Below are 20,046 nucleotides of genomic sequence, written 5' to 3'. Positions count from 1 at the left end.
CCTTGCGCTTTTTCCCTCATTTATGAGTATCCGTGCGTAATTCGTACCCAAATTATTCACTGCTTAGAATCAGGCGACTAAATGCCTGGGGTCTTTGCTATGTAAGCACTTGAGCTAGTTAGGTATTAGAGTTCCTTCAAAAAGTCTTTCAAGCCGCTAAAATAATCGTACTTACTACGACTATCTTCACTTTTTCGCATTTGAGCAATTTAGCTATTTTGGCGACTAGTCGCAATTGCTCCGATTTTGGGTAAATCAGCGTGATAACAAAATCATACCAAGTTTATCCAAGATGTGAAGCTATGAGCTACGCGATCGCGCGATTAAAAAAATTAAAGCGGGGTAACATATCAGGGAGTGCATCTCACACCGCACGAGAAAGAGAAACCCCAAACGCTGACCCCACTCAAAAAAATATTCGGTTCATCGGTAGCCTCGACCCAGAGGAACGACTAGAGGATTTGGTACTAGCCAAAATTGCCGAAAATGAGCAGAGACGAAAAATCCGCACTGATGCGGTCTATTGCGTAGAGTTACTGTTGAGTGCCTCACCGAGTTACTTCCGTCCCGACTGCCCAACTAATGCTGGGTACTATGAACAACAAAAGTTGGATGACTGGGTAGAAGCGACTCACCAGTGGTTGGCTGATGAATATGGCTCACGCATTGTCAGGGCAGAATTACACCTAGATGAAGCCACCCCGCACATTCACGCTTACTTTGTGCCGGTTGATGATCAGGGGCAATTGCGCTGTAATCATTTCTTCGACGGGCGGCAGAAAATTCATGAGTTTCAGGATTCGTACTACCAGACAATGCGGCTAATTGAACTAGAGCGCGGTATCAAGGGAAGCAGAGCAAAGCACCAGGACATCAAAGACTTTTACCGCATTGTGGAGGAGGGGCGTGACTTAGAAGTTGATGAGCTAAGTGCAGCGCAATTGAAGGCCAAAGCTGCCGACCGAGACAGGGCAAATCAACGTAAGCAAGAGATGGAAGCTACAGCCAAAGCTCTCTCAGTTGAGAATGACCAATTACGGCGGCGGATAGAGCAGTTGGAGCAAGATAATCAATCAATAAAAAAACTTACCGAATGGTCAACTGATTTAGCTTTAGATGATGTTGCTTGGGAGTTGGGACTGTGGCGTAAAGGGAATGAATGGGTAGGAGGAAACCACATCATTAATATAGATGCCTCTCAATTTACTGACTTTGGCAATGGTTCTTCGTTAGGGGGTAATAGTGCTATTGATTTAGTCAAGCACGTTAATCAATGTAACCAAACAACTGCGATCGCATGGATCGGGGAGAGATTTGGTGAAGTCGGCGCAAAACGTGCAGCGAGCGCTCATGCTCAAAAAGTTGCGGATCTTATTATCCAAACTCAACCAGCACCCCAATTTATGCTACCCGTTGAGGATAAAGCTAACTGGTCAGGCGTTGAACATTACCTAACCCAGAAACGAGGCATACCTTCTGATTGCATACAAATGTTACATAATCAGGGGCTAGTTTATGCCGACTCAAAAGCAAATGTTGTGTTTGTGATGCGGGACTTGGAAGGGAATACCAAAGGGGCTTTTTTAGAAGGTACAACCAATAAATTCTCTGGTTATGAATTAGGTACAGTTCGCCGTGATAGCTGGTTTTACTTTACTTTAGGGAAAAAGCTTAGTGATAAAGCTAGCACTGCTGTACTGTCTTTTTCTCCCATTGATGCCATTTCAGTAGCCATGCTGGAATATCAGGTCAAAGGAATACCAGAAAACAGAACAGTTTACATGGCAGTAGATGACACTTCAAGTTTACCTGTTGAAAGATTACGTAATGTTGCTCATGTACAGGTAGCTTTTAGTCAATCAACAGTGGCACGGGCTGTTAAAGAACTACTGCCACACTCGACTCAACTCAAGTGCGAAAGTCGGGATTGGAATACGCAGTTAATCAATTTCTCCCATCAATTGCAACAACGTTATTCACAACAAAAACACGAGGAATTAGAGCTATAGTTGTAAAAAAGTCAAGCTACTCTAGTACCGATTTTTTCAGTACCAAAGTAGCTAGTAAAGAGTTTTAGCTATCAATAATATTGGGGTGAAATTTAACTAAAGCCCTAATGAATAATGAGTTAATTAAACAAATATTTGGATTAATTAAGCTTAACAATAAGCTGATTGCTGTCGAGTCTCCATTGCAAGAGAGGGTCAGGCTGCTCATCAATCTAGCCAGTGAATGCCAGCAATACGATATTAACTGTTACCTGTGGACGCTGGAAGATGACCAACTGCACCAGTTATCTACTAATGAGGAGGGATTAAGTTTACAAAAAGTTGACCAGTATCAGGCGATCGCGAAAAGCAGGCGCGAACATTACTTTGAAATTCTGCGGTTTTGGAAAACTACTGATTTATCAGGAATCCTGATACTAGAAGGTATATTCCCCTGGCTGGGCGAAGCTACCACTGACCCCGATTTCTTTCTGACTTCCGAGTGGATCAAGTCAGCCCTCATTAACCTGAAGCTGTGCAATCACTCTTGCAACAAGACAGCGATTCTCTTAGGGTCAAACGCCACCGTGTCATCTGACATTGCCCCCGAAGTTCCCACAGTTATTCAACAACTGCCAGCTATAGAGGAAATAAGCAGTTACTTAGCCCAAGTATTACCTGATTACAGTCATAGCGATATTCATGCGACGGCGAACGCCTCAATAGGCATGTACTTGGCAGACATTGACTATGGAATTAGACAGGCAAGCGCTCCTGGTGAAATTAAACCGGATGAGTTAGTAGAAAAACTGTCAGCTTACAAAATCGAACTGTTCAAGCGGATTTATAATATTCAATTTCTCCAACCCCCTAGCACTCCTATCGGGGGGCTGGAACTGATGCAGCAAGCGTTTAAAACTTATAAGCGCCTTCTATCCTCATTGGCGAAAGCCTATAATCTTCGTTTACCCAAGGGGATTTTATTAATCGGCCCACCGGGAACAGGAAAATCTTACTCGGCTAAAGCAAGTTCTGCACAATTGGGGCTACCTCTGATTATTTTGGAGTGGGGTAGTTTCCGCAGTTACGGTAATTTGGCTGAGTACAAGCTAAAAAGCTTACTCGCACTGGTAGACCGAATCAACCGTGTAATTTTATACTTAGATGACTTTGATAAGGGATTCGCCGGGGATGATGATTTATCCAAACGCCTAGCTGGTATGCTTTTGACCTGGATGCAAGAACGTACTAGTGAGGTTTTAATTATCGCTTCGGCTAACAATATTCAATGGCTACCACCAGAGCTAACCAGAAGTGGACGCTTTGACGAGATTTTCAAGGTGGATCTCCCAAATTACGGCGAACGGCACGAAATATTCAAAATTCACTTAGCCCGTTTCGATCCTCGTTTCCGCGATCGCGGCGATGGGTACAGCGAAGAAGAATGGAAAAGGTTACTCAAAGCCACGCAGCGATGTGTCGGTGCGGAGATTCAAGCCATTGTTGAACGTGCCGCCGTCTCTAGTTTCTGTCAAATGTTTGGCGACGATGTTTCTCCCCTTCAAGAACTACCACCACTAGGAATTACATTGTCGGCATTGCTGGCTGCAAGGCAGAGTATGAATCCTCTGGCAATCCGCGAAGCTGACCGAGTTGAAAGTATGCGTAACATTGCGGCTTTGCATGGCCTTCCATCTAGTCCAATTGATTCATCTATATATAGTCTCGGCAATGTTGATATTTTTGGTGAAACATGAAAACTTTAAAAATTAATTCTGAAAAGGATTTATACGTTGCTGCTTTCAAGTTACTGAACATACTAGGCCCTGTCGCTGGAGTATCAATTATCATCGGCACTGTGGCGCTTGGTTACGTCCAAACTCGTCCCCAGGATTTACCAGTTACGCACATTCTCACCAAAGGCGGTCGCACATTTAACTTGGAAGCCGCTTCTACACCAGAGCAATTAGAGAAAGGGCTGAAATTTCGAGCATCCTTAAACGGCGATGGCGGAATGTTATTCAATTTGGGAGGAGAAATTTATAATGTGCCTTTCTGGATGTACAAGGTAAATTTTCCATTAGACATCTTTTATCTTAAGGACAATGTGGTGACAACTGCGGTTTACAATGCCCAACCGTGTTACAAAAACCCTTGCTCTATCTACAAAGGGAAAGTTGCCAATCAAGTGCTAGAGCTAGCAACAGGCGCTGCCAATATCAAGGTTGGCGATAGGCTTAACATCCAACCCTCATCAGTTTTGCCTAAGAATAATATCAGTGTTGACAGAGGCAGTTCTTTGAGAACCAAAAATAATCGCTAGTAATTGTATAACGTATTTTTTTAAAATCAAGAAACCATAGTACTGAAAAAAACAGTACCTAAATAGCTTCGTGTGTTGAATCAAATATGGCAATCTATTTATGGGAAGAGTATGGACATATTGGGAATTTGATCACCCTTTGGGTAGTACGGTGCGAGTAATATCAACCCCATTAGGGCTAGAGATATTTGCTGAAGATGTATTTCAGATTATTGCACCAGAATTAAATAATGAAAAAATAGTGCCTCTGCATATCCAAAGTCGAGAACGTCATGTGATTATTGGGGAGCAAATAACAATAGTAAAAACTTTAAATTCGGGAGCTATTTATAATTTAAAAGGCATGGTTAAAAAACAAATGATTAATAATTTTACGCAATGGATAAGGAGTAATGTCTTACCGATATTTCAAAAAGATGTTTTTTAGAAAATTGAGAACAAATCTGAATTATGAGGAAAAGAAAAATGACACAAACTATCAATAACAATCAAAATGGAAATATTAATAGCAAAGCTGATATCTCGGCAATTGAAGCAGCAGAAGAAATAAAGCTAAATGATTTAGCACCAGAGCAGCAGTTAGAGTTAGAGAAACTAAAGTTAGACCTGGATATGGCCTCAGATGCAGATAAAGAGGCAGATGAAGTAACTAAAACTCCCCCAAGAAGATTAGTAATAGTAGACGGGGGGAAAGGTGGAGTTGGTAAATCGATGTGGACGAGAGGGTTTTTACAAACTTGTATAGATGAGAAAAGGAGAATTGTGGCAGTAGATGCAGATAATTCTAATCCAGATTTGTTGAGATATTATGGTGAGAATGGTGAGCATTGTCAAATACAGCAGTTAAATATTTTTAAAGATGGAAGTATAGATAGATTTTTTGATCAGATAAAGAGAATGATGGAGCCAGAGCCAGATACATATAATCAACTGCCACCACCAGAATCGCTGTTTTTATTAGAATTGCCACCGCAATCAAGACAAATATTTAAAAGATTTATAGAACAAGAGTTCTTGGAAACAGCCGCCAATGATTATGACATTAGAGTAACAATGGTCGTGGTAATTAGTCGAGTATCAGATTCGGTAAAGCAATTAATAGATTTATACAGCTTTTGCGGAAATAAAGTAGATTACATAGTCGTTAGAAATTTATTTTATGGTGAGGAGTCAGAATTTTCTAGATATAGCAACTCATCAATAGTTCAAGAGATAAAGCAAGAGCTATTAAAAGCAGGAATCCCTTTATTTGATATTACAATGCCGAATTTGCTTGAATATGCCTATGATTATTTAGATGAAAAGTCACTAAGTTTTTCTGAAGGAATAAAGCAAAAAGAACTACCAGGAGTGAAAATGCGGGTGAAGAGTTGGCTAAAAACTTTTAAACAGCAAATTTGTCCAGTTAAGCATCTCTTAGGGCTGGAGAGTATAAATGTTGAAATCTTCTAAAAGAATGGTAATGACTGTAGGTGACTCTCGTGTAGGCAAGTCTACAGTTATGAAACTGTTGCTGGAAATTTATCAAATTCAAGGTAAAAGATTGAAAGTTTATGACCATGATAATCGTGATAGACTTTTGGCTTACAAAGATTTAGTGTGTATTGAAAAGATAGATTTTTTCAATAAACAAACGGACAGGATGTTTATTGATCTGGTAGCTGCTGATATAGATATCATTTTAGTGGATATGCCGGGGCAGCACATAGACAAAATTTGTCAGTATATTGTTGAGTCTGAACTATTAGAAGCTTTAGCTGAATATGGATGGAAGCTAACGTTCCTGCAACCGATATCACATAGAACGGACTGCATAGACTACTTAACTCAAATCATCCAAACTGCTACTAACAATGCCAACTATGTGATAGTGAAGAATTATCATTTTGCGCCAGAGTTTAGGGAATATGACGAAAAAATGCAGAAAACTCTGTTAACAATAGGAGGAACAGAAATAAATTTGATGGCTTTACATCGAAATCACTATCAAGCGATGGAGAAAGCTGTCAAGCCATATTCACAAGTTTGCCAGGATATATCGATAATTTTATTTTGGAGAAGCTTCATTTTTCAGTGGATTAAAAATTTCCGCAATTCAGTGATAAATAACAAATTGGCTATTAAATATTTAGGACTTGATTGATGACATCACAAGATATATTACAAGGTTATTCCCCATCAGAACAAAAACGCATAGTTGAAGGGGCATATCAACTAGGAATTACACCAGACGATCCAGTTTTTAGGATGATGGCGACACTGGGCAGATATGAAGAAACGATCATAGACCTCCAGGCAAGAATGGAGGCAATGATAGAAGCGTGGGCAGCACTGATAGACCAAAAACTGGATAAGACAAGCAAACAAGCCGAGTCAATGCATTATACAGTTGTGTCAAATGCTGTACGTGATGAGATCAAAAAAATCAAGCCCACCGGCACAGGCATGAAAGTGCAGGCAGGCTGGGGATTGGGGACAGTATCTCTTGTGTGTGGATTAGTCGCGGCTGGCAGTACCTTGCTGGGTTCGCTGACCACATGGAATCTGGTGCAAAATATAGCAACGAATCAGTCAGTAGTAGTCTCACGTAACGAGATAAAGATTCTCCAATGGGCAAAATCCCAGGAGGGTAAACAGATGTATCAAATTATCTTAAAAAATCAAGCAGCAATTGAAGCTTGTCAAACACAGCAGAGTAAAACCCAAGGCTATTGTTTAATTCAAGTAGGTAAGTAGCTAACCTACCTGAAGGTAATCTTGTTCGATGTACCCAAGTTTACTAGCTTCAATCAAAGCATTGACGCGATCGCTGACATCCAACTTAGCAAAAATCTTGTTAATATGCCCTTTTACAGTACTTTCAGTAATGAATAACTGCTCGGCAATCAGCTTATTAGAAAAACCAGCTGCCATCAAAGAAACAATTTGGATTTCAGTATTAGTGAGATTATCTTGATAAGTCTTACCCTTGATTTTCTGTTGGTAACAAAAATTCCGTCGGCTAATATCAGGGTCAAAAAAAGACTTGCTATCGTAGAATGTGGTTTTAATGGCTTCTAAAATCAGAGGAACATTATTCTTTTTGAGAATGTAAGAATCAGCGCCGGCATTTAAAGCTGATTGAACAGTGCCTTGAGAAGAATGAGAAGAAAGAACAACAATTTTAGTGTTGCTATTGAGTTTGACCTCTTTAATCACTTCTAGCCCAGATATGTCGGGTAAACCAATATCCACCAAAATGACATCGGGATTTAATTCCTTAACTAAATTAATACCTTCAATACCAGTACGCGCAACGCCGACCATTTCCATATCTGGTTGTTGATTGATAGCAGTAGTGATCCCCAACCTAATGAGTTCTTCATCCTCAATGAGCGTTAATCGAATCATAGATCACTTCGATTATAAGATGACTCAATATTTATAACATAGTTATTGGTGTTAAGCCTTTTACTTTTTGTGTCTGTAATATAAAATATAAGTAATCAAAAATCTTTCCAGATAAATGAAATAAACTTTAGTACTAAAGTTTGATTGGATAATTTTTTTTTATAACTAAAACAAAAGTATTCTCAAATCTTGTAGACATAATTAGTACTTATTCATAAAAGTAGCCAAAATACCATCTGTCGTTGGAAACATAGTTATGCAACAGGAAGTTTTAAGCATATTAGGTTTGTTACACGATGTTTCAAACAACTATCAAGGAGCATCGTTAGTTTTGAATCAAATAATTGATGGTGCTTATGGACAGTCTTTAGAAGAGATCAAACCGTTGCTGATAGCTTTACAACAAACGAATGAGCGAGGGGTGAGTTTGATTCAATCTGAAAGAACTGCTTTTTTTGAACTAAATCCAGCGACAATGGAGCAGTTTGATATGTTAAGTTTTTTACAAACAACTTATTCTCGATTCAAACCAATAGCGCAGTATCATTCCTTGAATCTCCACTATGAAACACAACTAACATACAAGCATGGAACGCAAGTACGGGGTGATAGCATAAGTATTGACCGAATGCTGTGTAATCTGGTGACAAATGCTATTAAGTACACTCTTACCGGAGATATCTTTTTAAGGCTGCTCAATCAAGAAGATGATTTAATTATTGAGATTGAAGATACCGGCTGTGGGATTGCCGCAGAACAAATTTCCAATATATTTATCCCATTATGGCGAATGCCAAATAGCAATTTATTACATCAATCAGGGATGGGACTCGGACTGTACATCGCCTTATGTGTGGCTCATGCTCATGGTTTGAGGATAAGCGTAAACTCGGTAGTTAGACAAGGAACTAAATTCACCATTATATTTCCTTACAAAGATGACGGGATCTATGGGGTTGATGGTAGGATGTTGCCCAAGTCGCAGAGGTTACAAGATGCGTTACCTATATGATGTAAAACTTTGGGACAGAATCGAAACAGGAGTGGAATTTCTAATTTTTGTGGCTTTGATGATAGCGGCAATCATTAAATTGGGGCACAACGATTTTCTACAAGCATTGTTTTACATAGTATTAGCTGTCATCATCTCACCCTGGTCACAATTCGAGCGGGTGACTAAGCGATATGTCTTAGTAAGTGCGTATATTCTTGGGTTGTTTGTCGGATATTTTACTTAGTCTAACTCTGGGCCGTCAGGAGAACGCTCGTTTTGTTGTTGCTGTGGCGGTTGCTGTTGCTGTTGCACTCTTATATCAAAGTTGATCAGCTTTTGTGTTTCTTGTGGTGAAAGGTGATTGTGTATTACCTTGTATTCTTCCTTATCATCTACTTTATAAGCACTAAAAGCCGATTGATTATCACTTTTGCGCCAAACAGTCAGACGTTGCATACCTTCTCTCATCAACAAATTTAATTGATAAGCCATGCCTTCATAGACTCGACCGCCAATAGTATCTTGTCCCTTTGTAACGATAATATTCATTAGTGCAGGAATGAGAGACTTTTTAGCAACCTCATCGTTTTTACTCTCAACCGATTTTGACTGTTGACTGTCAACAAAAGGCAGTTTGCGCCCTTTAGTTTCTAATATCTGCTGCAAGAATGTCTTTTTCTTTTCATTGATCAAGTCTTCAACTCTTGTTGAGTTGTTTATATCAGGTGTTTCCTCGGATTTATTTAAACCAAATTTTTGAGCGTACTCTTGGTAGTATTTTTCCTTAAGGGATTGCCTGTAATCTTCAGTAATTTGAGCATTTTGGGACACAGATAAAGTATTTCTCACCTCACCAATAATATTTTCGCGCTGTGTGGGGTCTAGTGCGGGGGTTATTGACGGTGAAGGTGGGTGTTTCTCCATCATCAGCGCTAGTCTGTAGGCCATTTGGTTGTCAGAAAAGCCACTGTTGCGGTTGATGGTAGTGATGGTTTGGGCCACTGAGCTAGATTGCATAAGTGTAATTGACAACTGTTGATTACAATTCTAATTCTTGTGAATTAGTGGTAGTAGGTTGTTGTGGAGTGCGAGATTTTTGGGAATGCACTTCAACCTTGGGCGTATAAGTATTGTTAATAACCTGGCTACGAGTCTTGAGCAAATCCTGAATCACATTATTCAAAGGAGGAAGTGAGATATTCGTTTGCCCAATGTTCTGCTGCTCGAATTGACTTTGAAGGAGAATTTTTTGGTAAAGTTCACGTTGCTCCCCAATCGTCAGCTTGCCAGTTTTTGAAAGTTTTTCCCGCAAAGGGTTGTTGTACTGATTGGCAACACTAGACCAAGTTTTATTAGTTTCTAAATTGTGCCAATGAGAGGCAATACCAGGGTGGAGAGGCACGGGTGTATCACGCTTTGGGTCAGAAGAAAACTGTGGCTGTGCTTCTTTTTGAACCTGCTCTCGCAAATCATTAACAATGTGGGCTAATGGTGGAAGCACAATATCAGTACGCCGAAAGTGATTTATCTCGCTCCAGGCAAGATTTTGAATCTGCTGGTAGAGTTCACGCTGTTCACCAACAGTTAATTTTCCAGTTTGCTGAATTTTAGATTGAAATTCTAAATGTCCTTCCGCTACAGTCTCATGACTTGAACCATCTTTTTCTAACTGCTCCCAATATTGTTTCAAAACTGGATGTAGTGGTAGCAAAACTTTATCTAAGTTAGAAGAAAAATTTGGTTGTGATGGTGTTGTGCTGTTAGGTGTTGGTGTAGTTGAGTGTGATACAGCGTTCTGTTGTTTTGGAGAATTAAAGCTTGCTTCTTGTGGGTGTGATTGTGTCTTGCAATCTGGTACGTTGAGCGTAGATTGAGTAGATTGGTGTGACTGCTCCTCGTCTAAATTACGGGTAATTTCGGGGTGAACGGGCAAGTCGATGTCACGGGTGTCTGTCGGGTTGCCAAATAATGCTTTGTAATTAATATGCAGTTTTTGAGCCAACAGTCTTAACTTCTCCAAATCAGCTTCAGTGATAGCCATCCCTTGGACTTGATGAGTCATACCAGTGTCAGTTTTCTCAAACTGAAAGCGAACAGCTTCCCGATTTGTACCATTGTGTTCAGTTTTGAGTAATTGCAGAGTAGATGTATTGTCACTGGTTTGCCGAAAAATAATCCGGTAATTGCCCAAGGTTAAGTCGTCTTTCTCGAAGCTAGTAATACTTTGTGTGAGTATTTTTAATACCTCGTTTTCTTTGAAACTTTCTAAAATATTGTGTGTGCCTTTAGGAGAGACTGAACCAACGACAGAAGCTATTTTGCGAGGGTCTTCATCAACAGAGGGTAATTCTTTACCAGCTTTCAGGTAGTCAGCCACTAACAAAAACTCCTGCCTTTCAATAGGCAGAATGTTAATTTGTTTTTCTCCCCAAATTTTTGGCTCAGACTCTATTTCTGTGTAAGAAAGTTTAATATTGCCTACGTGTCCCCATTTATCAGCTTGAAAAGTCATTAACTCTACATCATCATGACGACGAGAGATACTGTATTTATCAGCACCATGATTCTTGATTACAAAAGCATCAGCATGGTAGATTTTGCCACTGGTCTGCTGTTGTTCATCTTTAGCCTCAACACCATACTTTTTTAACAAAGTATAAGCAGCAAAAGCTATTTGTTTATTCTCGCTAGCTTCTAGGCGCTTTCTAAAAAAATTAGGCTCATAAACTGTAACATTTTCTTTTTTAGCCCAAAAAGAACTAGTTACAGGAGTTTCAGTTGGTTGGGCTAGCTCCGGGGCAACATCTATATGGATAATGTCTGAATCAATAACTTTTATATCTATAATCTGTGAACCAGGGTCAATAGGTGATTTAGCACGACTTTTTTTAAATACACCAATGTTTGGTTCTAATTCGGGATCATCTATCACAGTAGAGTCTCCTTTTTGTTGATCAATTTTTTTGACTGTGCCATCCTTGAGCTTGATAGTAAAACGTAAACTATCAAGTTGATTTTGATGCCACTCCTCTAGAGATATAGCCCCGGCAGATAACTTTTCAAAAGCTTCTTTTCCTTGTGAAACTATAAAATCATCTACACCTTTATCCGGCCCTGGCAGCGTTACTACTTTCACGACAGCACCAAATTCTTGTAATAAGCTTCCTGTTTTCCAAATATCTCTTTGGATATTGAGCTTAGTTTCAGGCTTCGTTTCATAATCAAAGCAGATTTTGAAAACTCTACCAGAAGTTGCGAAAACAGCTAACTCATCAGCCAGATAGGAATCACCAATTTTCTTGCCCCACTCGTTTTTCGGTGAGCGATAGCCGGAGGAAATTCCCGGTAGTCCGATGGCTGCGTGACCTTGGCTTAACAGACTAGCCGCCTTCTTCGCCCCCTCTGTAATGACGAGTGGAATATTGTGTTTATACACACAATACCAAAAACAACTCTTGCGATCGCTATCGCTGGGGTTTACTCCAGCTTTTGAGTAAATATTTTGGGCAATCACGCCTGGGACATCTAGCAAGAAAATGCTCAAATCAACTGATGGTGGATGCTCATATTTGATGAACTTGCCTTCAACCGCAACAGTGAACCCATCTTTTTTCACGGTTTTGGGTCTGGGGCGGTTTGGCTTATAGCATCCCCATTCTTTAATTTGAGGTTGCTCACCAGGGGTAAGATTAGCAAATGTGCGCGGATCTACTCCTGAATTACACCACCAGCCACCTGCATCCAAGTGGGAATAGAGTTCTAAAAGCCTAGTAGAGAGGCTACCTGTATTTGTACGTGAGAGTTTGTCGCTGATCATGAGCCGTTCCCAAGCTTCATGTTCGCCACCGACATAGCTAAAATGAAGACTAGAGAAGTTGAGATGTGCAATATCTGGTGCGATCGCGCTGCCTACTACGAGTTCGTGCCAATGTTGCGGATCAATATGTTCTGGGTGAGGCGGGATATGTTGAGTATTTTGTAGCTCAAGTTTTTTACTACTTATGCCATTGTTGGCGCTTTCAACTGTAAAAAAAACATTTCTATGGATGGAAGCATTTAAATCTAAATTTTCTTGGTCTTTAATAGGTAGATATTCCTGGGGATTTTGAGAATCGAATGGTATAGTTAAAAACTCAACAGATGTGGCAGAAGGCGGAAGAATTAAGGGGGAATTGGGGTTGGGTAAAACTGGAGGTAAATCAGGAGCAGGAGAAAAATTAGGTGGTGTTATATCATTACTACCGGGGAGAAGTTTAGGCAATAAATATGCCATTATCTCTTCTACTTGTTCTATTTCCTCATCTGTTACACCTTCAAAGTTATTTTTAGACCATTTCCAGCCACCATCCTCATCAGGAGTAAGAAAATAAGTTTCTTCTCCTATTTCGATTCGACATTTTAAATCCATAGCTGATTCGATTGATTTGTAAATAAACTCTCCTAAAGGATAAATAAAAGCTCTAATAAAATGCTGACTAGCTTTAGCGTAAGCAGAAGTGAGTTGCAAATGTCGTTCATCAAACATATTTTTTGTTAATTATTTATACACTGTGCCTTGTGCTGTACTCTTGTTTAAGAACAACAGTTGCATCGGATCTGCAAATATTTATTGTTAGCAGGGTTTTCTAAGATCCGAGAACAAGATTGACGTAAAACCTCATATTGTTGCCAGTTAGCCCCCAAGTATTTGATATCAATGAGCTTACCTTGGGGAGTAACCCGATTAAAAACAATATGAATGTAAACATTACTTGGATTAATATCAAAAAAGCAAATGTACTGCAAATCATGCCAGCCAATACCGTGAATATATTGATTAACAATTTGAATACACAATTGTTGATTTAGGTTAATATAAATATTTTTCAAACTGATGACAATATAGATTCCCAAACTCTTAAGTCTTGGTCTAGTCCCAGACAAGGTATTAAAATCATCAATGATTTGAGTTAGAGTCAGATTAATGTCAATGAAACTACCATTAGCAAGAATATACTGTTGAGATAAAGTTTTAATTAAGTCAAAATTATCAATCTTCAATTCTTCAATAGTCATTTTCATAATATTAAAACCCGATATCAGAAGGAACTTGGTCTTGATTAACCATACTGCCAACGTTTTTTGATGTCAGACCGGGATTATTAGAAACCGCTTGAGGATTTTGGGGAATGGGAAAGCGTAACTCAACTTGCTTAACTCGCAAAGCTAAATCTTGCTGTGAGGGAAATTTCTGCGTACTTCTCCTAGCTAGTAAACTAACAATTCTCGCCCATTTTAGTTGATTGTATTTCTCAATATTTTTGAGAGTCTGAGAAATTTTAATAGTTTTCAACAGTGGAACTGAACCTTCTTTTTTATTAGCATAAGTTGGGTTAATGAAAACGCATTTACCAGCAATTAACTTCAGAAATTGAGCCGGTTCAAAAAGCTTTCTCGTTTTCTCTTGGTCGCTGATGCTCGTGCTATTATTTTTACCCCCAGTAGAACGGCTTTTTTGCTTGTACTTAATCTCTTCATCACCTAAGAAGTTGGAGAATAATTGCGCCGACTCGTTCTCACCAGGATTGAATATAAACTTAGTGCTGCAAGCGCCAAGGATAGCCTTAGCGATATCTTTACCGTAGTTCTTCTCAAGCTGCCCCATATTTTGGAAGCCGATAATACCACAGAAGCCCTCAGAGCGAGATTCGTTGAGCCATCTGTACAGGTCAGGTAAGTAAATCGAGGGTAATTCATCCAGTGCAACGATGAGTGGATCAAGTCGCTTTTTGGCAATGTTACGGGCGATGGTCATGTGTAAAATGCTGGTCATGAGAGGCCCTACTGCATCTCGGCGCTCTCTATCCAACCCAAAGATAATCATTTGCTTACCTTTAATTTCCAAAGGTAAAGTTGTCTTGCCGATGAAGCATCCTAATGTGTTTTTCGCCATAAAGCGAGTAAACATAATACTGGCAGTTGCAACAATGCCTGCAACAGTCTTTTCAGATGCAGCAGAACTGAACAGTTGCCCAAAGGCAATTTTTACCCAAGGATTGAGAGAAGCAGCCATCAGGCGTTTGACCATTTGTTCGCTAGAAAGTATCGCGGCGCAAGTCATAACATCTGCGAATTGACCGAACTCTTTAGCTAACATTAGAATTGCCTGAGTCAGCTGATCCCCCGAAGGGCCAAAGAACCCATCTTCAGTTGAATTGCCCAGAAGTCGGAAATTCTTATTGATAACAGTGGAAATTTGTCGGGACGATTCGGCATCACTACTATCCCGGAGAAAATCTAAAGGATTGCAGACTTCAGATTCAGGGAATCCCGGTGCAAAGATGTGAACATCATAGCCCTTGTATTTAGCATAGGCAGCAACTTTTGCTTGAGAAGGGTATTTAAAGTCATAAACTATACATGGAAATTCTTGATCAATTGCCGAGTAAATCATCGGGTTAATGGCGCTGAATGTTTTACCACTACCGGGAGCGCCGATGACTGCCGTACCCCGTTGCACATCAGGGATATAGAAAGTATTAGTCTGCGAACCCAAAAATGCTGGGTGAGGGCTGGGGAAAGGGGAAGGGGGAAGGGGGAAAGGGTTTAAATCCCTTAACCTTTTCCCTTTTCCCTTTTCCCCGCCAAGTTCACTTGGCGAACTAGTAGTGCCACCACCTTTTCTTTGATGCTTACCAATGTAAAGTGCCGCACTATCACATTGGGGATTGGCAATTTGCAAGATGGCTTTTTTCTGAGCAGTAGCAGTTTCTTTACCACTACCCCAATAACTGGTAGCGATTTTCTTTTTGTTACCATCGCCAAAAAACACCCTCATCAAAATATAAGCACCAAGCAAAGACAAAACTGTTAGTCCATTGGGGGTGAAAAGAGAGTGAGTATACTTGCCAATTGCGTCATTATGATTTTGTAATTGCTCAAATCGAAATCCTTGAGGATTAGCGTTATTTATTTTGAAAGATTTGCTCATTTTAAGGTAGAGAATTGGGTTGACCAAGAACGATAGGGTCTTTCTCTTGGTACTCAATAAAAGGTACAGGCCCTATGAAGTATGGACTGCAAGTGCGACCAATGAAAGGGATAGTTTTACAAATACGGAAGAACATAGTAGTCTCCACCTTTCCACTGCCTTCATAAATATTCCAAACAACTTGCTTAAAGCTGGAACCAAAGGGGTTTCGACCAGTAGGCTCTTTACCATCATTAAGAGCTTTTAAAATGCCAAATCCACCATTAACCTTTTGGAATTTCCCGGATATCCACTGTGTTCCAGTAGTCTCACCAATGCCGGACATTTCTGTATGAGCGCAATTATTTTGTAGACAGGGAACGTTAAAGCCATCTTGATAGCTACCAGATATAGAGCGGGTACGGTTAGCCTCAATATCTCCCAATGGCAGATCAACTTTGGCAACAAATGAAAGGTCAAGTGTTCTCAACCCCGGTAAATTATCCCATGTCAAAGTTGATAGTCCAGGTACTCCATTAATTTTGGAGTCTTGCCAATTCTCAAATCTATTAATAGATGTGTTTTCAATATCGGAAATAGATGTTAGTGAGTAATTTTTTAAATTTATTACTCTTCCTAATGGAACGTCACGTAAACGAGAATTTTGGCTGGCGTTACCTATTGTGCCCCCAGTAATTCCAAATCTTCTCAAAAAATCGCTCACAGGTTTAACACTTGCAACATTTCTATTACCTAAGCCAGGAATCGCTTCGGTTAAAGATGGTAAAGTTTGCCATTGAGTTAATTGAAAATCATCTAATGTTAACCTACTTAAATTGATTCCTTGTACTGAAGCTATGGTTGAGATATTTAAATTTTCTATTGCTAATTGAGGTGTTTCAAAATCTCCCAGTTCCATAAACTCGCTAATGCTTTGTCCTGCCGTCCAGGTTCTAGTTTCTGTACCTCTTGTGCCTGGGTAGGTAACACTGTTACTTTCAGAAATAATCATGTCGCTGAATTTCAAACGCGACCAATCAGGAGTAAACCCATTAGGGGAATTGATAACGGGTACTTGTGCTAAAGCCTTGGGCAGCAAAAAGCCTACAACTTGGTTCAATAGCCCATATTTTATAAAACTATGAATCAATAAGCTACCTACTAAACTAAAAAAGATTAAGTAACGTAAGGCGTTATCATTGAGGCGAAAAGATGATTTCATAAGCCATTACCTTGTGTTAAATTATCAGAACTCTTACTCAAAGCGATTAATTTATTAACTAAGTTTTGGGAAACAGAAGCCTTATTAGCAGCAGTAGAAATGTTATCACCTGCTTGTAAATAACCGATTAACTTTTGCAATCGTTGATGTAGTTCATCTTGCTGATTCATCCATCCACTTTTAATAGCGGCAACAATACCGCCTCGAATTTGGTTAATTGTTTGCTGTGTTTTAACTAATGATTGCAATTGAGGTTTTGGGGTTGTTTGTTCTCGTGCCACATCAGCCTTGATCGCCACTTGACTATATTTAGGAGTGCCATTACTTGTTGCTAGTCGAAAACTGTAAGTCTTGCGTTCACCAGAGGATGACTGCGTAACTACTGTTAACAAAGTGGTAGATGTTTGCGGTATTCCAGGAATGTTTACTCTCAAGATCCGCCGCAGATGAATCAGCCCAGCACCGGGGCTAGAGCAATTCTGATCCAGTCCCTCTAAGCAACCATCTGTGTCAAGCAGAATTTGCGATGGGTCGTCTAACCAGACTTTTTTGATAGTTTCACCAAGCTCGTAAAATGAAATTGCTACACCGTGACCATTCCAAACGTTGATAGTTTGTAAAATTGCACCTTGGCCACTAGCTTGAGTTTGTTTGATGGTGCGAACGACTGGTGCGGCAATTGTGGATAGTGGTACACAAGCAAATGCGAGAGCCAATGGTATACCAATCAAAAACTTTTTCATGGCAACTCCAAAGAACGATTTACATTAAAAGTGACTTTGGTTCCCTGTGGAATAAACCAAGTATTAGGGCGAGAAGTAATTTCTTGAGTATTACGTTGATTACGTTGGCTGATGTTTTGGCTAACTTGACCAAAAAACCCTGACATTAACGCACCTGTGAGATTGCGCTGATTGCCACTACTACGTTTGCGAATCCTGCCTGTGAATTCATCAGAAATTTCTTCTTCACTATCCGGTTGGTTCATAATCTCCCCAACCTTCCCTAATGCAGACACAGCACCACCAAACAAGTCACTACGGGCAATCTCGCCACCCCTGTCCTGAAATCTTCGAGCTATTAGGGGTCTACCACCAACTCCTGTCACGGAAATCGCACCCGCAGAAATAGGATATTCTGTATTATCTTTGATGATCGCTCTGACATAAGCGACAGCGTAACTGCCGCCATCAACCGAACCTAACTCGACTGCAAACATTGTTCCCGAAGGGATTGCCACTTGCCCATAGTTATCGCGTAAATCCTCTTGCAGTCTAGCGACAGACCTAGTGTTATTAGAGGTTGGTGATTGTGTCTGTGTCTGCCCTGAATTATTAACTGTGGCTTGAACTAATGGGGTAACAAGGACACCACTAGCAAAAGTGCCAACTGTCAAATAACGAGTTTGTTTCCCTTGGAGAATTTTACTTTCTTGAGGTAAATAATTGTTAGCTAAAGTAATCTTGTTAACTTTAGAAGTTGCTTGCCACCTGGGGCGAATCTTTTCAATCGACTCGCTTGAGTTTTGAGGCGTGGTTTGGTCAAAATTATTTGTATTTGTTTGTTCATTCTGTTGATTTTGAATTGCTTGAGCTTGAGCAAGATACGGATCTAATGAAGATTGTTTACTGGTGCTAGTTTCGGCGTATGCGATTTTGCCGTAAGAACCGATGCCACGGAGTTTGTTCAATTGCTCAAGGGGATCTTGGGGCGTGAGTGTCTGTGCAGATATAGATGGTTTTGGAGAAAAACTTGTGTGTGTTGGTGACTGAGTGTAGGTTCTAATCTGTTGTGGTGCAGTTTGAGTTACACGACGTGGTTGTGTATTTTGAACAGAACGTGGCGCTGGTTGTGGAGATGGTGGGTTAGATGGCACGACCTTTTGGTTTACTGAAACTGGTACTGGCGGTGATTGGTCAAATTTATTTTTGTTAATGCGACCTAACTCATCTTCTTGATCCGACAGAGCGAGTTTTGCACGCGCATCACCGTCTCCCTCATCACTTTTTTGGGCTTGTTCAGTGGTCGGTATTTCCTGCGTTTTCAGACCAATCTTTGGTGCTGGTGCGGGATTGAAAACACCATTGAGCATCAAAAATATTGCTAAAAATCCAACTCCAAAAGGGACAGCAATTATTGCTAGTCTTGACCAAGGAGAAGTGACAATTGTGTGCTTAGTCGCTACTAATAAACTTTCCGGTTCTGGTGCTTTATTAGCATCATCTATTTCAAGCAAATCCTCTATAGTTGATACAGACCCTTTACCGTTGTCTTCGCTCATTTCCTTCTCCCGAAGTTTAAATCTACAATTTCTGTAATTTCTAATCCGGCGCGACGGGCTGCATAAATCTTCTTAGCTAACTCAGTGGTATTAGCTGGGATATATTCTGGATTAGAAATTGAAGAAACTGTAACGGTTTTATTGAAAGCAATTCCTTTACCTGAGTTATACTCACGGTCAAAAGTTACCAGTGTACCAATAAAATCTATTTCCCATTTCCCTGATTTAATTTGACGTGGTTGGGATATGAATCTGGGAATTAAAGATACTTGAGTATCACCATTGAATATACCTGTCGGAGTGATTGATGCTAATTTCTTGAGAAAGGCGGGGCGAAATCCTTCATTTTCACTTAAAGCAAATGCAGCATCATAGGCTCTAGTCGCAACCCGACTATTAGATTTATTATTAAGTTTACCTACTTCTACCCCAGTATCTTGCTTAGTGATAGGTTCTCCTTTTTCATTAAATGCTTTTACTAATCCATCCCAATTAAACGTAGTAATAAATGTATCAGATACAAATTTTTTAATTACTTCATCAGACCGTTCTTTTGGGTCTACTGCTCTAGCGGCGATTGTCTCTCCTGATGAAAGTTGTACTAATGCCAACTGTTTTTTATTTAAAACACTAATCGCTCCATAATTGAGAAATTGTAATAATAGAGAAAGTGCAGCCATTGAAAACCCAGCTAGAGAAATTATTCCAACTCTTGTTGTTACATATTTGTTGTAACTAAGTAACTGCAATGGCTCTTTTGGTCGAGGTTGATTTTTTTGATTCAACATAGGTTTTATTGTAACAATTCAGTCCTTCTGAATCCAGGAGTCAGAATGTTGGAGAAGAAGAGTGAATTCTTTTCAATCAATAGAAGAGTTATACGCTCATTGCTTTTAAAT

The 20,046-nt window shown here is 39.8% G+C and carries 17 protein-coding genes; 8 read left to right on the top strand and 9 right to left on the bottom strand.

Features of this window, described 5'->3' with window-relative positions; all coding sequences use genetic code 11:
• The first annotated feature begins 260 nt into the window (after nucleotides 1-260).
• The 7 genes from mobV to NLP_RS31520 all read left to right on the top strand — a co-directional run bounded on the left by mobV (nucleotide 261) and on the right by NLP_RS31520 (nucleotide 7,047).
• A complete protein-coding gene (gene mobV, locus NLP_RS31550) occupies nucleotides 261-2,009 on the top strand; it encodes a MobV family relaxase (protein WP_234017405.1) in 1,749 nt (582 codons plus the stop codon).
• A 107-nt stretch (nucleotides 2,010-2,116) separates the two neighbouring features.
• On the top strand, nucleotides 2,117-3,745 hold the full coding sequence (locus NLP_RS31545; RefSeq protein WP_104910144.1) for an ATP-binding protein: 1,629 nt from the start codon (nucleotides 2,117-2,119) through the stop codon (nucleotides 3,743-3,745).
• Nucleotides 3,742-4,311: a DUF192 domain-containing protein gene (locus NLP_RS31540; protein ID WP_094330331.1), complete on the top strand. Its 570-nt coding sequence runs from the start codon at nucleotides 3,742-3,744 to the stop codon at nucleotides 4,309-4,311. The genes NLP_RS31545 and NLP_RS31540 overlap by 4 nt, the downstream gene beginning before the upstream one ends.
• A 100-nt stretch (nucleotides 4,312-4,411) precedes the next feature.
• Nucleotides 4,412-4,738 carry a hypothetical protein gene (locus tag NLP_RS31535; protein WP_100904155.1) on the top strand — a complete coding sequence of 109 codons (327 nt, stop codon included), beginning with the start codon at nucleotides 4,412-4,414 and terminating at the stop codon, nucleotides 4,736-4,738.
• Between the two features lie 38 nt (nucleotides 4,739-4,776).
• Nucleotides 4,777-5,763 (top strand): nucleotide-binding protein, encoded by a 987-nt coding sequence (locus tag NLP_RS31530; RefSeq protein WP_094330329.1) that lies wholly within the window; start codon nucleotides 4,777-4,779, stop codon nucleotides 5,761-5,763.
• Nucleotides 5,747-6,454 carry an ATP-binding protein gene (locus NLP_RS31525; RefSeq protein ID WP_223269826.1) on the top strand — a complete coding sequence of 236 codons (708 nt, stop codon included), beginning with the start codon at nucleotides 5,747-5,749 and terminating at the stop codon, nucleotides 6,452-6,454. The genes NLP_RS31530 and NLP_RS31525 overlap by 17 nt, the downstream gene beginning before the upstream one ends.
• Nucleotides 6,454-7,047 carry a DUF6753 family protein gene (locus NLP_RS31520; RefSeq protein WP_104910143.1) on the top strand — a complete coding sequence of 198 codons (594 nt, stop codon included), beginning with the start codon at nucleotides 6,454-6,456 and terminating at the stop codon, nucleotides 7,045-7,047. Before NLP_RS31525 ends, NLP_RS31520 begins: the two co-directional genes overlap by 1 nt.
• Here NLP_RS31520 and NLP_RS31515 read toward each other — a convergent pair whose 3' ends face one another.
• On the bottom strand, nucleotides 7,048-7,701 hold the full coding sequence (locus tag NLP_RS31515; RefSeq protein WP_104910142.1) for a response regulator: 654 nt from the start codon (nucleotides 7,699-7,701) through the stop codon (nucleotides 7,048-7,050).
• A gap of 256 nt (nucleotides 7,702-7,957) precedes the next feature.
• On the opposite strand from NLP_RS31515, the gene NLP_RS31510 reads away from it, so the two are divergent.
• Nucleotides 7,958-8,713 carry a sensor histidine kinase gene (locus tag NLP_RS31510; protein WP_104910141.1) on the top strand — a complete coding sequence of 252 codons (756 nt, stop codon included), beginning with the start codon at nucleotides 7,958-7,960 and terminating at the stop codon, nucleotides 8,711-8,713.
• Between the two features lie 222 nt (nucleotides 8,714-8,935).
• Here NLP_RS31510 and NLP_RS31500 read toward each other — a convergent pair whose 3' ends face one another.
• Genes NLP_RS31500 through NLP_RS31465 form a run of 8 tightly spaced genes read right to left on the bottom strand, consistent with a single transcriptional unit; the run spans nucleotide 8,936 to nucleotide 19,935 of the window.
• The gene (locus NLP_RS31500; protein ID WP_104910140.1) at nucleotides 8,936-9,712 is read right to left on the bottom strand and encodes a hypothetical protein; all 777 of its coding nucleotides are present in this window, start codon (nucleotides 9,710-9,712) and stop codon (nucleotides 8,936-8,938) included.
• 22 nt (nucleotides 9,713-9,734) lie between these two features.
• Nucleotides 9,735-13,220 carry a DUF3854 domain-containing protein gene (locus tag NLP_RS31495; protein WP_104910139.1) on the bottom strand — a complete coding sequence of 1,162 codons (3,486 nt, stop codon included), beginning with the start codon at nucleotides 13,218-13,220 and terminating at the stop codon, nucleotides 9,735-9,737.
• Nucleotides 13,221-13,267: 47 nt separating this feature from the next.
• Nucleotides 13,268-13,756 carry a relaxase/mobilization nuclease domain-containing protein gene (locus NLP_RS31490; protein WP_104910138.1) on the bottom strand — a complete coding sequence of 163 codons (489 nt, stop codon included), beginning with the start codon at nucleotides 13,754-13,756 and terminating at the stop codon, nucleotides 13,268-13,270.
• Nucleotides 13,757-13,760: 4 nt separating this feature from the next.
• Nucleotides 13,761-15,665, bottom strand: coding sequence for a type IV secretory system conjugative DNA transfer family protein (locus tag NLP_RS31485; protein WP_104910137.1), 1,905 nt, complete (start codon nucleotides 15,663-15,665; stop codon nucleotides 13,761-13,763).
• A 1-nt stretch (nucleotide 15,666) separates the two neighbouring features.
• Nucleotides 15,667-16,866: a hypothetical protein gene (locus NLP_RS31480; RefSeq protein ID WP_104910136.1), complete on the bottom strand. Its 1,200-nt coding sequence runs from the start codon at nucleotides 16,864-16,866 to the stop codon at nucleotides 15,667-15,669.
• The gene (locus NLP_RS31475; RefSeq protein ID WP_104910135.1) at nucleotides 16,863-17,609 is read right to left on the bottom strand and encodes a hypothetical protein; all 747 of its coding nucleotides are present in this window, start codon (nucleotides 17,607-17,609) and stop codon (nucleotides 16,863-16,865) included. Before NLP_RS31475 ends, NLP_RS31480 begins: the two co-directional genes overlap by 4 nt.
• The gene (locus NLP_RS31470; RefSeq protein WP_104910134.1) at nucleotides 17,606-19,147 is read right to left on the bottom strand and encodes a TrbI/VirB10 family protein; all 1,542 of its coding nucleotides are present in this window, start codon (nucleotides 19,145-19,147) and stop codon (nucleotides 17,606-17,608) included. The genes NLP_RS31475 and NLP_RS31470 overlap by 4 nt, the downstream gene beginning before the upstream one ends.
• The gene (locus NLP_RS31465) at nucleotides 19,144-19,935 is read right to left on the bottom strand and encodes a hypothetical protein (RefSeq protein WP_104910133.1); all 792 of its coding nucleotides are present in this window, start codon (nucleotides 19,933-19,935) and stop codon (nucleotides 19,144-19,146) included. Before NLP_RS31465 ends, NLP_RS31470 begins: the two co-directional genes overlap by 4 nt.
• Nucleotides 19,936-20,046 lie beyond the last annotated feature (111 nt).

This window comes from Nostoc sp. 'Lobaria pulmonaria (5183) cyanobiont' (genome assembly GCF_002949795.1).
Classification (GTDB): domain Bacteria; phylum Cyanobacteriota; class Cyanobacteriia; order Cyanobacteriales; family Nostocaceae; genus Nostoc.
This window is presented reverse-complemented; position numbering and strand designations above follow the sequence as displayed.

Coding starts and splice junctions, on each gene's coding strand:
- NLP_RS31540 (WP_094330331.1), top strand. CDS start 3,742: ATGAAAACTTTAAAAATTAATTCTGAAAAGGATTTATACGTTGCTGCT.
- NLP_RS31535 (WP_100904155.1), top strand. CDS start 4,412: ATGGGAAGAGTATGGACATATTGGGAATTTGATCACCCTTTGGGTAGT.
- NLP_RS31545 (WP_104910144.1), top strand. CDS start 2,117: ATGAATAATGAGTTAATTAAACAAATATTTGGATTAATTAAGCTTAAC.
- NLP_RS31490 (WP_104910138.1), bottom strand. CDS start 13,756: ATGAAAATGACTATTGAAGAATTGAAGATTGATAATTTTGACTTAATT.
- NLP_RS31485 (WP_104910137.1), bottom strand. CDS start 15,665: ATGAGCAAATCTTTCAAAATAAATAACGCTAATCCTCAAGGATTTCGA.
- NLP_RS31520 (WP_104910143.1), top strand. CDS start 6,454: ATGACATCACAAGATATATTACAAGGTTATTCCCCATCAGAACAAAAA.
- NLP_RS31480 (WP_104910136.1), bottom strand. CDS start 16,866: ATGAAATCATCTTTTCGCCTCAATGATAACGCCTTACGTTACTTAATC.
- NLP_RS31510 (WP_104910141.1), top strand. CDS start 7,958: ATGCAACAGGAAGTTTTAAGCATATTAGGTTTGTTACACGATGTTTCA.
- NLP_RS31515 (WP_104910142.1), bottom strand. CDS start 7,701: ATGATTCGATTAACGCTCATTGAGGATGAAGAACTCATTAGGTTGGGG.
- NLP_RS31495 (WP_104910139.1), bottom strand. CDS start 13,220: ATGTTTGATGAACGACATTTGCAACTCACTTCTGCTTACGCTAAAGCT.
- NLP_RS31475 (WP_104910135.1), bottom strand. CDS start 17,609: ATGAAAAAGTTTTTGATTGGTATACCATTGGCTCTCGCATTTGCTTGT.
- NLP_RS31500 (WP_104910140.1), bottom strand. CDS start 9,712: ATGCAATCTAGCTCAGTGGCCCAAACCATCACTACCATCAACCGCAAC.
- NLP_RS31530 (WP_094330329.1), top strand. CDS start 4,777: ATGACACAAACTATCAATAACAATCAAAATGGAAATATTAATAGCAAA.
- NLP_RS31525 (WP_223269826.1), top strand. CDS start 5,747: ATGTTGAAATCTTCTAAAAGAATGGTAATGACTGTAGGTGACTCTCGT.
- NLP_RS31465 (WP_104910133.1), bottom strand. CDS start 19,935: ATGTTGAATCAAAAAAATCAACCTCGACCAAAAGAGCCATTGCAGTTA.
- NLP_RS31470 (WP_104910134.1), bottom strand. CDS start 19,147: ATGAGCGAAGACAACGGTAAAGGGTCTGTATCAACTATAGAGGATTTG.